Origin of the sequence: Ruegeria sp. ANG-R (assembly GCF_000813985.1) — a bacterium.
Classification (GTDB): domain Bacteria; phylum Pseudomonadota; class Alphaproteobacteria; order Rhodobacterales; family Rhodobacteraceae; genus Ruegeria.
The window spans coordinates 953,232-967,653 of record NZ_JWLJ01000001.1 but is presented as its reverse complement, the minus strand read 5'-3'; the positions used below and the strand labels follow the sequence as shown (position 1 = coordinate 967,653).

Genomic DNA, 14,422 nt, shown 5'->3' with positions numbered 1-14,422 from the left:
TTACTTCCTCGGGGTCAGGAAGGAACGGTCTGTTTGCCCCGTCACAAATTCAACGATCTGGCGCACATATTCATTGTCGGCGTCCTCGCCCAAGCGATTGGCGCGATCCATGAATGTGCCATCGCCTTCGGACAACTCCCTGAATGCTGCGCGCAGCGCCGAGATATCCTCGCGCGTTACGCCGCGCCGTTTCAGCCCGACCAGATTGAGGCCATCCAACTCGCCGCGCGGGGCCTGTACCAGACCGTATGGGATCACGTCGTTCGGAACCATTGTCAGCGCACCGATTATTGCACCGCGCCCGACGCGCACAAACTGATGCAGGCCCGAGATACCGCCGACGATGACGTCATCCTCGATGATGCAGTGGCCTGCCGCACCCGCGTGATTGACCAGTATGACCCGGTTGCCGATCTGCACATCATGAGCCACGTGGACACCCGCCATCAGCAGACAGTCGTCGCCGATGCGGGTTACACCGCCGCCGCCATCCGTGCCGGTATTGATGGTTACATGCTCGCGAATGCGGTTGCGCTCACCGATCTCAAGGCGCGTGTTTTCGCCTCCGAACTTCTTGTCCTGCGGTATTTCTCCGACTACGGCGAAACTGAAAACAACCGTATCGTCGCCAATCGAGGTATCCCCGGTGACAACGACATGAGACTTCAACTCGACCCGGTCGCCCAATCGAACCTGAGGGCCAACATGGCAGAAGGGTCCGATGGTACAATCCTGACCGATCTGCGCACCGTCTTCGATGATCGCGCTGGGGTGAATACCGCTCATGTCGTTTTTTCCATGTCCCAGTCTACATAGGCCGAAAACTCAGCCTCGGCGGCAACCTCACCCTCAACTGTCGCGCGTCCGCTGAACTTGAATATCTTGCCGCCTTTCTTGCCGCGTACGGTTTCGACATGCATCTCCAGCACGTCGCCGGGCACCACTTTGCGGCGGAATTTGCATTTGTCGATGTTCATGAAATAGATCAGCAATTCACTGTCGATCACGTCCATGCCGACACCCAGCATGACACCTGCAGTCTGCGCCATCGCCTCGACAATGGTCACTCCCGGCATGATCGGCGTGCCGGGAAAATGACCCTGAAAATGCGGCTCGTTCATAGTGACATTCTTGATGCCAACTGCAGATTGATAGCCGTCAATATCCACGACCTTGTCGACCAGCAAAAACGGATAGCGATGCGGCAATATACGCTGAATCAGCTGAATGTCGGCGCTCTGGGTTTCCGTGGTCATGGTGCGGATGTCCTGTTTTGGATGTCTCTTTCAAGCGTGGTTAGCAATACCCGTACCCGAGGGCAAGCCAGCCTAGTCGTCGTTACTGTTTTCAAGCGTCGAGCCGTCGCCGATCGCAGTGTCGATCCGGGCAATTGCGGCATCGGTGATATCTGAGGCGTCCGTGCTCAGCACCACATTCGCCCGTTCGATCACGATGGACGCCCCGAAATCGCGCAGCAACTCGATCAAGACCGGTTGCGCCATCTCGAAAAACTGGTCACGTGACTCTTCACCACGCCGCGCCAACGCGTCCAGTTTGGCGCGCTGACCCTCGCGGTGTGATTGAACTTTCTTATCGAAAGCCTCGGCTAAGGGGCGGAATTCTTCGGCGGACAAAGCCGCCCGCCTTTCAGTCAGATCTTTCTCTTCTTTGCTAAGCTGCGCCACGATCCGTTCGTTTTCTTCGGCCAAAAGTGCGCTTTCGGCCTCGATCTCGCGAAAGACCCGTTGGCCAAACGCAGAATCGGCAAACAATCGTTCACTGGAGATGGTCAAAACGTCGGTTTGCGGCACGCCCAACTGTTGCGCGGCGACGGGCATCGCCGTCGCCAGCAAAGCCAAAACACACAGGGCCCTGAACGGGCCCTGCAGAATTTTCGTAACTGCGATGATCATCCGCAATCAGAACCGAGCCTGAATGGTCAGGTCAAAACTCTGTTCCTTGTCGAATTCCTCTTTCTTGAGGGCGTTCGAGAAGTTGAAGCGAAGCGGACCAAACGGTGTTTCCCACAGCACGGAGACCCCGATCACATGACGGATCGAACCGCTGGCGCCAACGATGTCGGCCCCGGAGGTGTCAACGTTGTTGACGTTGTAAAGGTTGCCAACATCATAGAACACACCACCGCGCAGGCCCAGTTCCTCGGGCAGCCCCAGGGGGAAGTCCGATTCGAAACGCGCGACCCAGTAATAGTTACCCCCGATGGCATCATCCTGTCCGTTCGATAGGTCACGCGGACCGATACCGGCGGGTTCAAATCCGCGGAACGTGCTGGGACCCAGAACAAAACGGTCGAGCGTCCGGCTGAAATCGTCTCCGGTCCAGTTCAGCGCTCCGAGTTCCAGAGTGGCGCGCAGCACGACTTCTTCGTTAAGAACACGTTGCTGAGCGATCGCGCGGGCAGTGGTCTTGAAGTATTCGTTGTCGCCCCCGAGACCGGCCGCGTCCACGCCCACTTCGAACAGTACACCCGCAGTCGGGTTCAGGCCACCCAAGCGGCTGTCATAGACATAGGACACACCCATCGAACTGGTTGTCCGCTTTCCTTGTGCGATTTCCGAGGCGATGACCGCACCGTTCGTCTCGTTGCTCTGCTGGGTCATTTCGCTGCGGTTCCAGCCATAGCGAAGCCGCAACGATGACAATTCACCGATCGCATAGCTGAGCTGCGGCCTGAAGAACACGGTTTTTGTGTCATAGCTGGCAAAGCTCGAGTTGGTGCTGGAAAGCCCCAGACCCAGATCAAAGCGCAGCTTTCGACCCAGCAGGTAGGGCTCGGTGAAGTTGATTGTGTATTGCTCTGCATCCTGCGCGGTCGCCAGCGTAAGTCCGAGGTTCTGACCTCGACCAAGAAAGTTCGCTTCGTTCAATCCAATCGCGATCCCGAAACCATCGGAAACCGAGTAGCTACCGCCGAGGCTCAGCGAACCCGTGGGCTGCTCTTCAACATCCACGTCCACAATGACCTGGCTGGGTGACGATCCTTCACGGGTTTCCACATCGGCAACTGCGAAGAAACCAAGCGCGCGGATACGCTCTGCACTCTGACGGATTTCACGAGGGTTGAAGGGATCACCTTCGACTGTATCGAACTGGCGGCGGATCACACGGTCCAGTGTGGTGGTGTTGCCTTCGATGTCGATGCGTTCAACGAAGATACGCGGTCCACGGGTCAGAACGAACTGAACATCCAGCGTCAGGTCACGCGGATTTCGCGTGACGCGCGGCTCGACCCGCAAAAAGTCAACACCCTGCTTCAGCCCGAGGCGTTCCAGCCGCGCAATCGAATTCTCGATCACGGTTGGCGAATAGATAACGCCGGGTTTGACTTTCAGCGCGGCCTGATAAGCGGCCGCGTCGACGCCGGGGATCTCACTGACTGTCGAGATTTTACCGAATGAGAACCGCTGCCCTTCGGTGACGTTCATCACCAGAAAGAACGCATCGCGTTCGCGGGTGAATTCGACATTGGCGCTGTTGACGCGAAAATCGATATAGCCACGTGACAGGTAGAAATCGCGGATCACCTGTTTGTCGAACTCGATCCGGTCTGCGATGAACGTGTCGCCGCGCAGGAAGGTCCGCAGGATGTTGGCCTGCTTGGTTTCAAGCACGCGGCGCAGACGGCGGTCCGAAAAGGCGCGGTTGCCGACAAAGCTGACACGCTCGACTTCAATCGTTGTGCCCTCGGCGACTTCGAATACCAGATCGACACGGTTCTCGCTGCGGCGAATGATGCGCGGGATCACGGTGGCGGACACCCTGCCCTGCGCCGAATACACTTCGGCAATCAAATCCGCGTCTGTTTCTGCCAGTTGAGGTGTAAAAACACGGCGGGGCTGGGATGAGATCACCTGGAGCAGGACTTCATCCTTGACGCGGCGGTTCCCCTCAATGCTGATCTGGTTGATGGTCGGATATTCCTCGACGTCGATGACCAGGGTACTGCCCCGCGGAGTCAGTTCGACTGTCTCAAAAACACCACTGTCAAGCAAACGCTGAAAGGCATCATTCAACTGTCCGGCAGTCACTGTCTGCCCAGGTTCGATTCCCGTCCGCGCAATAATCGTCGAGGTTTCGATCCGCCGATTACCCTCAACTTCGAAGCTGTTGATCGTGTAAGATTGCGCCTGCGCGGGCTGCGGCAAAACCAGCAAACCCGGTGTAGCAAAGAGGAAAAAGAACGTTAGTGCCTGCCACAAAATGTTGCCTTGCCGCCCCTGTGAGCCGCAGTATGTGCCCGTGCCCCTGCTGTCAGTCATTTTTATCACTACCCAGAATTTTCAGACTTTAGCTGCTGAGTAGCCCGATTGCGGAGCCATGTCAAAAGACGAAATAGCAAAAACGGCCCACCGGGCCGTTGCAAATCAGTCAGACATGTTCGGAAGAATCACAGACCGACGAGATAACCGCCAACTGCCAACGCCAACGCGGTCACGCCAAAGCTCAACAATACATCCCAGTTCAGCAGGAACAGTACACTGACACTCTGATAGGATTTTTGAAACGTCTTGGTCATCGCCCTCAAGCCCACTCATATGGCACACCCAAAGATCGTAATCCTGAATTGCGGCAATTTTGCGTCCGAATGGTGCCGCGACTGCCTCAATCAGCAGAACAGATCATTGCTGACGGAAAAGATCATCAACGACAGGATCAGTGTCACGCCGATCCCCATCAGCAACCGGAAGGCTTTGTCGCTGGGCGGTTTGCCGGACACCGCCTCGTACGCATAGAACAGCAGATGCCCGCCATCCAGCGCCGGGATCGGAAACAGGTTCAGCAGCCCCACCGCCGTGGACAGAACAGCAATGAAGAAGATAAAGTTCTGCGCCCCCTGGCTGGCCATCGCACCTGACGTTTCGGCAATTCCAATCGGCCCCGAGATATTGCAGGTGCTGATCGCGCCGGTGATCATATGCCACATCCCCGACAGAGACCCTTCGATGATGCGCCCGGTTTGAATCATGCCGCCTCGCGCAGACTCCCAGATGCCGGCCGGAACGGTTTCAGGCTCGATCATCATGCCGCCCACGATGCCGATGCGCCAATGCGTGACAAACCCACCATCTGCCTGAGGTTCATCTGTGCGTCGGGGCGCGAGTGCAAACTCCAGATCCGCCCCGTCGCGCCATACATTCAAAAGCAATGCGCGCCCGTCAGAGCCCTCGACATGCTCCTTGAGCTGCTCGAAGGCAAAGACCGGGTCGCCATCGACGGCGGTGATCACGTCGCCCTGCTGCAACTGAATATCCATGGCTGCGCTGCGCGGTGTGACTTGTTGGATCAGCGGCGGAAACAGCCATGGCGCAACGACGTCGATAGTGTCCCCATCACGGACGACCGTATAATCCAACTCCGGCTCTACCGGTAGCGCACCGATAAAATCCGACCAGTTGGCCGCGTCATCGAAGTCCGGGGTCGGCAGGCCCGCGATGGCAATGATCTCATCCCCCTCCTGCAGGCCCTGAACTGTACCCGGCAACGGCTGCAACGCCGCGACGGTCAGTGGTTCGCGCGAAACACCCTGCGACCAGAACACGAGGCCGAATACCAGTATCGACATTACAAAATTGAAGGCCGGTCCCGCTGCGACGGTGGCGGCGCGTGCCCACAATGGTGCGCCATGCATTGTCCGGCGCAGTTCCTCAGGGCTTTGCTCGGCGATTTCATTCATCGTGTCTTCGTCTTTGCCCGAGGCAGCGTTGGAATCGCCAAGAAACTTGACGTAGCCGCCAAACGGCAGCAGCGCGACCTGCCAGCGGGTTCCGCGTTTGTCGACGCGGCTCCACAAAACCGGCCCGAACCCGATCGAGAACACCTCGGCATGGATGCCAGACCAGCGGCCCACGATGTAATGGCCGTACTCATGCACCGCGACAATCACTGAAAGCGCAACGACAAAGGCAATGACCGTATAGAGCAGATTGCCGAATTGCGGGATCAAAGAGAGTATGTCCAAAGGTTTTATCCTGCTCGTTCAAGTACGGTTTCATCGACCCACTGCCGTGCGAGATGGTCCGTTTGCTGTACATTATCAAGGGTCAATGGTGCATCAATCAGGCCATCCGCGGCCTCAAATCGCTCCAACACCGCCGAGACCGCGTCGGCCATATCCAGAAACCGGATTCGGCGGGCTATAAAGTGGTCCAACGCCCGCTCTTTGGCGCCGTTGAAGATCGCCCCCGACAGGCCGCCGCGTTGCATCACTTCGCGCGCCAGACGCAAGGCGGGATAACGGGCCTCGTCCGGTGCGTGAAAGCGCAATTGCCCCATCCGGGCCAGATCCAGTCGGGCGACCGGCAGATCACGTCGGTCGGGCCAATGCAACGCATAACCGATAGCATGGCGCATATCCGGCGCCCCCAGATGTGCCATCAATGCACCGTCTCGAAATCCGACAAGTGCATGAACGATGGATTCGGGGTGCACCAGAACTTCGATATCCGACGGTCTTACGCCAAAGTATTCTTTGGTTTCTATAACTTCGAGGGCTTTATTGAACATGGATGCGCTGTCGATCGTGATCCGTTGCCCCATGTCCCAGTTTGGATGACTCGAAGCCTGTTCAACCGTCGCCGTCGCCAGATCGCTCAGCGGCCAATCGCGGAAGGCCCCGCCGCTTGCGGTGATGATGATCCGCTCGACGCTTGTCATATCTTCGCCCACCAGGGCCTGAAACACAGCCGAATGTTCGCTGTCAACGGGAAGCAGTCTGGCGTTATGAGCCCGCGCCGTGTTCAACACCAGGGGCCCCGCGCATACCAGCGTTTCCTTGTTGGCCAGCGCCAGCGTTACACCCTGTTTCAGAGCTTCGATGCCTGGCGCAAGTCCGGCGGCGCCGACAATCGCCGACATGACCCAATCGGCGGGGCGCGCGGCAGCCTCGATCAAAGCCGCCTGCCCCGCAGCCGCCTGAACACCACTGCCCGCCAACGCGGTACGCAGATCATCCAGTTTGTCATCAAACGCCGTCACCGCCACGTCTGCGCCAACGCGCACGGCGTCTTGCGCGAGTTGCGCAATATTACCGCCGCCGGTCAGTGCGACGACGTCGTAGGCATCGGGGCTCCGCGAGATCAGGTCGAGCGTATTCTGACCAATTGATCCGGTCGCACCGAAAATGGACACCTTTCGCATCACATACCTCCGGGCGCGTAAATCAGACCTGCGATCAGAACAAAGACTGATGCGCCCATCATTCCGTCGAACCGGTCCAGAAACCCGCCATGGCCCGGTATGAGGTTCGAACTGTCTTTCACGCCGAAACCGCGCTTGGTAGCGCTCTCGACGATATCGCCGGCCTGGCTGGCCATTGAGGCCAGCACCGAGACAACAACGAACGCCACACCAAACCCTGCATGGACCGCAAAAACGGTGCCGACCAGAGCAGCGGCGACCCACCCCCCAACAGTACCGGACCACGTCTTCTTTGGGCTGACCTTGGGCCAGAACTTAGGCCCGCCCAGCGTCTTGCCCACAAAATACCCGGCAACATCGGTTGCGATGACGACCATGATCAACCAGACCATCCAGCCAAAACCCAAATTCTCTCGAATCGAGATGAACCCCAGCCCTGAGGTTGCGATCCAGATCGCAAACAAGACGTATGTAACGCGGGCCCGGCGAATCTGCCCGGCCCCCACCAGCGCGGGCGCCAAAAGAAACGGCAGCTTATAGAGCGGTGGCAGGTGATAACTCAGAACGACCGCGATGCCGGTCAGGATCGCTAGTTGAATAGCGACTCCACGCCGCTGAGGATCGATCATCCGAACCAGTTCCCAGGTCATCAGACCGCAGGCCGTTGCGATAAACGACTCGAACCAAAGACCGCCCAGCCAAACTTCGATGGCGGCAATGATCACCAGAACCGCCGCCGACAAAACCCGGGCAGTCAGATCAGACCATCGGCCGTCACTCATGCCGGAACCGCTCCAAACCGCCGTTCGCGAGAGCCATAGCTGCGGCACAAACGCTCCAGTTCGGCAGCGGTAAAGTCAGGCCAAAGCGTATCAATGAACTCGTACTCGGAATAGGCCGACTGCCAAAGCAAGAAATTCGAAATACGCGCTTCCCCACTGGTGCGGATCACCAGATCCGGATCGGGCAGAACGCGGGTGTCCAGGTATTTGGGCAGCGTTTCTTCGTCGACGTCCTCGGGGCGCAACGCGCCATCGGCCACATCACGCGCCAGTCGCTTGGTCGCCCGCGCCACCTCGTCACGACCACCATAGTTCAGAGCGACGGTCAGGTGGACCAGATCATTGTCCTGCGTCTCGCGTTCGAGCGTATCCATCAACTCGGTCAACTTGGCATCCAGCCGCACACGATCACCTATGAACCGCACCCGAATACCGTTGTTTTTAAGCGTTTTGGTTTCTTTGACAATGTAGCGGCGAAACAGGCTCATCAAGCCGGCCACTTCAACCTGAGTGCGCTTCCAGTTTTCGGTAGAGAACGCGAATATTGTCAGATACTTGACCCCCAACCCCGGACAGGCCTCAACCACTTCACGGACGCGGCGCGCACCCGCGTGATGGCCAAACAGCCGGGGTCGCCCGCGTGCCTGCGCCCAGCGACCGTTTCCGTCCATGATGATCGCCACATGGCGTGGTCCGGCAAGCGACGCGTTATCGGGATCTTTTGGCATAACCGAAACTCAGACCTGCATGATCTCGGTTTGCTTGGTGTCGAGCGCCTCGTCAACGGATTTGATCATTGCATCCGTCAATTCCTGCACCTCGGTTTCCCAGAACTTCTGATCATCCTCGGACATGCCGTCAGCTTTGGCCTTCTTGATCTGATCCATGCCATCGCGCCGCACATTGCGGATCGAAACACGCGCGCTCTCTGCATATTGGCCCGCGACCTTGCCCAGCTCGCGGCGGCGTTCCTCGTTCAGTTCGGGAATTGGCAGCATGATGATCGTGCCGTTCAACTGCGGATTGATCCCAAGACCGCTTTCGCGGATCGCCTTTTCCACCTTGCCCACAAGACCCTTGTCCCAGACATTCACGGTCACCATACGCGGCTCGGGGACGTTGACGGTGCCGACCTGATTGATCGGAGTCATCGCGCCATAGGCATCGACCATTACCGGTTCAAGCATCGAGGCCGAAGCACGTCCGGTCCGCAGCGAGGCGAATTCGGTTCTGAGGTTGGCCATCGCGCCGTCCATACGGCGTTTGAGATCATCGGTATCGAGTTCGAAATCATCAGACATGCTGCTCACTCCCCGTCTTCAGGTGATGTTCGGATGGGTCTTAAGCCATCACAATTGGGATGTATAGCAATCATGGTCACGAATTGTACCAATGACCAGAACTGTTTCCGGCAAAGAGGCCGGCCGGATACATAATCCGACCGGTTTTTCATGTGAGGTCCCGGATCAGGCGTTCACATCGACCACGACACGGCCCTTGACCTGGCCCTGCAGGATATCCGCGCCAAGTTGCGGCAGGTCCGACAGGGTTGCGGGGTGAACCATCGCCTCGAGCTTGTCCATGGGCAGATCGGTTGCGACACGCTGCCAGGCGCGGACCCGGTTTTCATAAGGTTGCATGACACTGTCGATGCCCAACAGGTTCACTCCGCGCAGCAGGAATGGGATCACCGTTGCAGGCAAGGCTGCACCTCCGGCCAGACCAACCGCAGCCACGGATGCCCCATATTTCATCTGACCCAGCACACGGGCGAGCATGGCTCCTCCCACGGCATCGACACAACCCGCCCAGGTTTCGCTTTCCAGTGGTCGCTTGGTCGTTTCGTTCAACTCGTCACGCGGAACAATTGTGTCTGCTCCCAGAGATTTAAGGTAATCAGCGGTTTCCGGACGTCCTGTTACTGCCGCAACTTCATAGCCCAGATGAGCCAGAATGGCGGTCGCAACCGAGCCAACCCCGCCGGCTGCGCCGGTCACCAGTACCGGACCATGCCCCGGCTTCAAGCCGTGATCCTCCAGCGCCATAACGGCCAGCATGGCGGTGAACCCGGCGGTCCCGACAGCCATTGCCTGCCGCGTGTCCAACCCATCCGGCAAGGGCACCAGCCAATCAGCACGCGCATTGGCCTTCTGGGAATATCCGCCCCAATGTGCCTCACCCACGCGCCAGCCGGTCAAAACCACCTTGTCCCCGGGCTGGTAGCGGTCGTCCGATGATTGCTCGATCGTGCCCGCATAGTCGACGCCCGGGATATGAGGGTAACTGCGGACCAGACCGCCGCCTTTTGGAGACATGCACAGCCCGTCCTTGTAGTTCACGGTCGAATACTCAACAGCAACCGTCACTTCTCCGTCCGGCAACGCATCCTGCGATATTTGCTTCACCGCAGCGCTGGCGAGGCCACTTCCTTCATCTTTTTCAACAACAAGTGCGTTAAACATAAACTTACTCCTTTTGCCGCCTCAAAGGGCTATGTTCCTGAACTCAGGGCTCAGCGCCAAAATTTCTCCTGCACCACAGCCCATCGCATTCCGTGTTCGGTCATCAGCTCGATCCGCGTTCCCGGTGCCCAATGCGATCGGTTCACCATCCCGATGGCGACGTTCACGCCGAATTCGGGCGAATACACGGCCGAGGCCACTCGCCCGACCTGCTTGCCTTCGGCCAACAACGGCCAGGACCCCGTGCACGGGCCAATCTCTCCTTCGATAACAAGCGGTCGGATTTGTCGGGACGGACCATTTTCCGCCTGATCCGCCAACGCGGCCTTGCCGATGTAGTCGAGCCGAGAGTTACAAAAACGCGCCAGCCCGCATTCATAGGGCGTATTCTCGCGCCTCATATCCGAGCCAAAGCTCAGCAAACCGCTCTCAACCCGTTCGATGCTATTGGGGCAGCCGGCCCGAACATTCAGGTCTCGCCCGTTTGCAAACAGGGCGTCCCATAGCGGCATTCCATAATCCGCACCTTCGACATAAATCTCGAACCCGCCCTGTTTCGACCAGCCTGACCGGGCGATGATGAAAGAGGTATCTTCGAACGCCAACCGTTTGTACCGGAAGAATTTTATTTCTCTGACATCGTCGCCGAAAACACGCGACATCAGTGCGTCGGCTTTGGGTCCCTGCACCGCCAATGGCGAGACGTCCGGCTCGGATACATCTACATCCAACCCCAGAGCGATCACGACGCCCAAGGCGAATTGCCACAAATCGCCGTCAGCGACCGATAACCAATAATGATCATCCGCCAGTTTGATCGCGACCGGGTCGTTCAGCATACCGCCATTATGATCCACGATCGGAACATAGTAGCACTGATCGGCCTGCATCCGGTCCATATCCCGCGGACTGAGCATCTTCATAAGCCGCAGAGCATCGGGCCCTTTGATCTGAACCTGCCTCTCACACGAGACATCCCAGACCTGTACATGTTCTTTCAGATGAGCCGCATCCGCCTCCACGCTTTCAAAGACAGTCGGCAACAGCATGTGGTTGTAGACCGTATAGGCTTTGACCCCTTCGGCCTCGACCCCCGGGGTGAAAGGCGTTTTGCGTACGCGTCGGTTTGGCGTGATGACTGCCATGTCAGAAATCCTCTGGCAGAAAGACAAGATCACTGACGGGGGCCTGCGATCCGGCTTCGGTCAGCATTTGGTGCAATTGTCCACGATGATGCGTCTGATGGTTGAACATGTGGATCACACATTGCGCATAAGGTTTCGTCACATCGGCCTCTTTGGCCGCCGAATACCAGGTGAACGGGCCGTTGAGTTCTTGGTCGCCAAGCGTTTCGGCCCATCTGGTGATCCGGGCATCTATCGTATCGCGCAAAGGCAGCCAGTCCGACATCCCTGCGCAGACCGAGACACTGTCGGGGATGCCGCCGCCCGGCCCCGGTCCTTTGTCAAACCGGGAAATCCAGATCCAGTCTCCCCAAAGCAGATGATTGGCCGTCCCCATGATCGATCCGAAGAAGGCACCGCGATCCCGTGTGAGCTCTTGATCTGGCAGCGCCTGAAGAAACCCATTCAACTGATTGTTTTGCCAACAGTTGTAGCGCGCCATTTCACGGACATAGGCACCAGTAATCATTACTTTGGACCGTGCCAGTTGATGGGACATATCTCGGCGGACTTGCCGCCAAAGTCCCAGACGCGGCCATAATCGCGAACCCTGGACTTTGTGCCTCTGGCGACGATGACATCCGGGCCCATCCAGTATTTCGAATTCGATACCATCACCGGATGCTCAGGGTCCTTACCCGCCAGCATCTCGATCTCACCCTGAATCTTACGCCCGATCATGATACGGCGCTTGGTGCCATCTCTTTCGATCTGAACCGGCGCACGCTCGGCCCCGATGATTTCGCTGACCAACATGGTGAACAGCCCGGTTGTGCCCCCGGCCTGGCCGCTGAAAATCTGCAGCAGACCGTTATAGGCCTTGCCGCTGGCACGTTCGTCCACATACGCCGCGACTTTCCATTGCCCCTCGCCCATACGACCGGGGATATCGACCAGCAGGCCGACGTTCAGACCGGACAGGTCTTCACCCTCATAGTGACCCTCATCGATGATGATCCCCATCCAGGCATGGCAATGCCCTTCGGTCGGAGGGTGCGCGCCCAAAGAAACCACGCAAGGACAAAATACGTCGCATGAACAGTTCAGGATCAACTCACCCTTGACCGCCCAGTCCGTCGGGCTCATCTCGCGCCGTTTGGGGTTCGGCATCCGGCTGTCAATCCTCTGACTGACCGGCAGCTTATCCGCATCCGGTTTTCTGTTTTTAGCCATCCACTTATCCTCCGTAAGCAATGTGATGTGCGAGCAAAGCTAAACCACCCGCTATCAAAACGAATCCCATGGGACGGGTGATCGCGTGCCCGATCTGGGGCAGCTTCTCCAAAACCATGAACAGGGTCGCGAGACCCATCCACAACAGGCTCATGACGCCACCAACAAAGCCCAGTGCCATGAAGCCCCAGCAACATCCGACGCAAAACGCACCGAGACCCAGCCCCATGCGCAGGCCGCCGGAAAACCCTGTTCTCCAATGGCCCAGGAAATAGGTCATCGGCGCGTGGCAAACGCCGTGGCAGACCTCTTTCGCGCGAGAAAACTGAAACGCGCCAACCGCGATCAACAGGCCAGCCGCCAGATAGGGAGACTTGGCAATTCCCAGCATATCAACCGCGCCGCCAAACAACAGAGCCAGTTGCAGGCCAGTGATGAGCGCCGCGAAACCGACCCATACGATAAAGTAACCGGACAGAACGCCCAGCCACCCTGCCCGTGTGCCATTGGCGCTGCGGATCAGATCATCGTAGCTGCGCAACGTCGGCACCAAGGTCGGTAACATCATCGCAGCCATCATGATCGCCCACATCCAGAACAAGGGGCCGAACTCGGCCATTGGCATGTACATGTCCATGCGCGGGTCCATGGCCGCCATGGCCTGCCCCATCGGGCCAGGGCGCCCGATCCAGTCCAGATCCATATCGCGGCTCATCGAGACCATCATCCACCACGACCAGAGGATCGCGATGTAGAAGCCCAACCAAAGCGCACTGCGGAAAATCGAGCGACTCACTTGCCCCCCCCGACTCAACTCTCTTGCTTTTCAAATGTCAGACTTTTAAATGTCAGACAAATAAAAATTCACGAAAGCGGACAAAGACCATGAAAATCGACCCGCGAAGCCCCGCTGATCTGTCAGCCCAAATTGCCCAGGCGATCCGGGATGCGATTGTATCGGGCCGGTTGATCGTGGATGAGAGGCTGCCTTCGGAAGCGGAGCTTGCCGATCAGTTTCAGGTCTCGCGCCCGACGGTGCGCGAAGCGCTGAAACGGCTTGCGGCGCAATCCCTGATCCGAACACAACGCGGCGCGTCCGGCGGGGCTTTTGTGAACCGGTTGAACTTTGAGGACGCCTATTCCCAGCAGATTACGACCTCAACCCTGCTGCTGTCGATGAACGCGGTCAGCTTTGATACAGCCTGCGAGGCCCGCTATGCGCTGGAACGCGCCTGTGCATCGCTCTCGGCGCAGCGTCGCACCCCAGATCAGCTGGCCACGATGCGGGCCGAGATCTTTCGGCAGGCACAGCCCGGCTTGACCGACGAAGCATTCTGCGCCTCGGATGTGGCCTTTCACCGTGCGCTGGTCGACGGCGCAGGCAACCCTGTGCTTTCCTACCAACTTGCAGGTGCGGTCGAAGCGATGCAGCCGCTGATGAACATGATCACCTTTACGGCGCGCTCTCGTGAAGAGATCATCGCCCTTCACACCGATATCGCCGACGCGCTCGAGGCAGGCGATGCATCGAGCGTGGACGCGGCGCTGGTCAAACTGGAACTCTATACCCGCAAACTGGCGCAAGATGTCGCTGAGCAGCGACGCAAACCCGCATAAGAAAGAAGACTGGAATCAAGAAGGACCCCGAGCAGGCAGCATGACA

General features: G+C 58.2%; 16 protein-coding genes. 1 reads left to right on the top strand and 15 read right to left on the bottom strand.

Annotated elements, in window-relative coordinates:
- From lpxA to RA27_RS04755, 15 genes are all read right to left on the bottom strand, one after another.
- A complete protein-coding gene (lpxA, locus tag RA27_RS04820) occupies window positions 1-786 on the bottom strand; it encodes an acyl-ACP--UDP-N-acetylglucosamine O-acyltransferase (protein WP_039535444.1) in 786 nt (261 codons plus the stop codon).
- Window positions 783-1,256, bottom strand: coding sequence for a 3-hydroxyacyl-ACP dehydratase FabZ (fabZ, locus tag RA27_RS04815; protein WP_010439978.1), 474 nt, complete (start codon window positions 1,254-1,256; stop codon window positions 783-785). The genes lpxA and fabZ overlap by 4 nt, the downstream gene beginning before the upstream one ends.
- Before the next feature lie 72 nt (window positions 1,257-1,328).
- A complete protein-coding gene (locus RA27_RS04810) occupies window positions 1,329-1,913 on the bottom strand; it encodes an OmpH family outer membrane protein (protein ID WP_039535441.1) in 585 nt (194 codons plus the stop codon).
- A 6-nt stretch (window positions 1,914-1,919) separates the two neighbouring features.
- Window positions 1,920-4,280, bottom strand: coding sequence for an outer membrane protein assembly factor BamA (bamA, locus tag RA27_RS04805; protein ID WP_039535439.1), 2,361 nt, complete (start codon window positions 4,278-4,280; stop codon window positions 1,920-1,922).
- 128 nt (window positions 4,281-4,408) lie between these two features.
- Entirely contained in the window at window positions 4,409-4,537 is a 129-nt protein-coding gene (locus RA27_RS24880) for a hypothetical protein (protein WP_255353508.1), read from the bottom strand.
- Between the two features lie 90 nt (window positions 4,538-4,627).
- On the bottom strand, window positions 4,628-5,980 hold the full coding sequence (gene rseP / locus RA27_RS04800) for an RIP metalloprotease RseP (RefSeq protein ID WP_039535437.1): 1,353 nt from the start codon (window positions 5,978-5,980) through the stop codon (window positions 4,628-4,630).
- A 5-nt stretch (window positions 5,981-5,985) separates the two neighbouring features.
- Window positions 5,986-7,158, bottom strand: coding sequence for a 1-deoxy-D-xylulose-5-phosphate reductoisomerase (gene dxr, locus RA27_RS04795; protein ID WP_039535435.1), 1,173 nt, complete (start codon window positions 7,156-7,158; stop codon window positions 5,986-5,988).
- Window positions 7,158-7,940, bottom strand: coding sequence for a phosphatidate cytidylyltransferase (locus RA27_RS04790; RefSeq protein WP_039535433.1), 783 nt, complete (start codon window positions 7,938-7,940; stop codon window positions 7,158-7,160). The genes dxr and RA27_RS04790 overlap by 1 nt, the downstream gene beginning before the upstream one ends.
- Window positions 7,937-8,668: an isoprenyl transferase gene (locus RA27_RS04785; protein WP_039535432.1), complete on the bottom strand. Its 732-nt coding sequence runs from the start codon at window positions 8,666-8,668 to the stop codon at window positions 7,937-7,939. The genes RA27_RS04790 and RA27_RS04785 overlap by 4 nt, the downstream gene beginning before the upstream one ends.
- A gap of 9 nt (window positions 8,669-8,677) precedes the next feature.
- Window positions 8,678-9,241 (bottom strand): ribosome recycling factor, encoded by a 564-nt coding sequence (gene frr, locus RA27_RS04780; RefSeq protein ID WP_039535431.1) that lies wholly within the window; start codon window positions 9,239-9,241, stop codon window positions 8,678-8,680.
- Window positions 9,242-9,406: 165 nt separating this feature from the next.
- Window positions 9,407-10,402 (bottom strand): acryloyl-CoA reductase, encoded by a 996-nt coding sequence (gene acuI, locus RA27_RS04775; RefSeq protein ID WP_039535430.1) that lies wholly within the window; start codon window positions 10,400-10,402, stop codon window positions 9,407-9,409.
- 50 nt (window positions 10,403-10,452) lie between these two features.
- Window positions 10,453-11,547, bottom strand: a complete 1,095-nt coding sequence (locus tag RA27_RS04770; protein ID WP_039535428.1) for a dimethylsulfoniopropionate demethylase — start codon at window positions 11,545-11,547, stop codon at window positions 10,453-10,455.
- Between the two features lies 1 nt (window position 11,548).
- The gene (locus tag RA27_RS04765; protein WP_039535426.1) at window positions 11,549-12,055 is read right to left on the bottom strand and encodes a DinB family protein; all 507 of its coding nucleotides are present in this window, start codon (window positions 12,053-12,055) and stop codon (window positions 11,549-11,551) included.
- Window positions 12,055-12,759, bottom strand: a complete 705-nt coding sequence (locus RA27_RS04760) for a DUF1326 domain-containing protein (RefSeq protein ID WP_039535424.1) — start codon at window positions 12,757-12,759, stop codon at window positions 12,055-12,057. Before RA27_RS04760 ends, RA27_RS04765 begins: the two co-directional genes overlap by 1 nt.
- 4 nt (window positions 12,760-12,763) lie before the next feature.
- Entirely contained in the window at window positions 12,764-13,555 is a 792-nt protein-coding gene (locus RA27_RS04755; RefSeq protein WP_039535422.1) for a DUF2182 domain-containing protein, read from the bottom strand.
- 89 nt (window positions 13,556-13,644) lie between these two features.
- On the opposite strand from RA27_RS04755, the gene RA27_RS04750 reads away from it, so the two are divergent.
- On the top strand, window positions 13,645-14,376 hold the full coding sequence (locus RA27_RS04750) for a FadR/GntR family transcriptional regulator (RefSeq protein WP_039535421.1): 732 nt from the start codon (window positions 13,645-13,647) through the stop codon (window positions 14,374-14,376).
- Window positions 14,377-14,422: the final 46 nt, after the last annotated feature.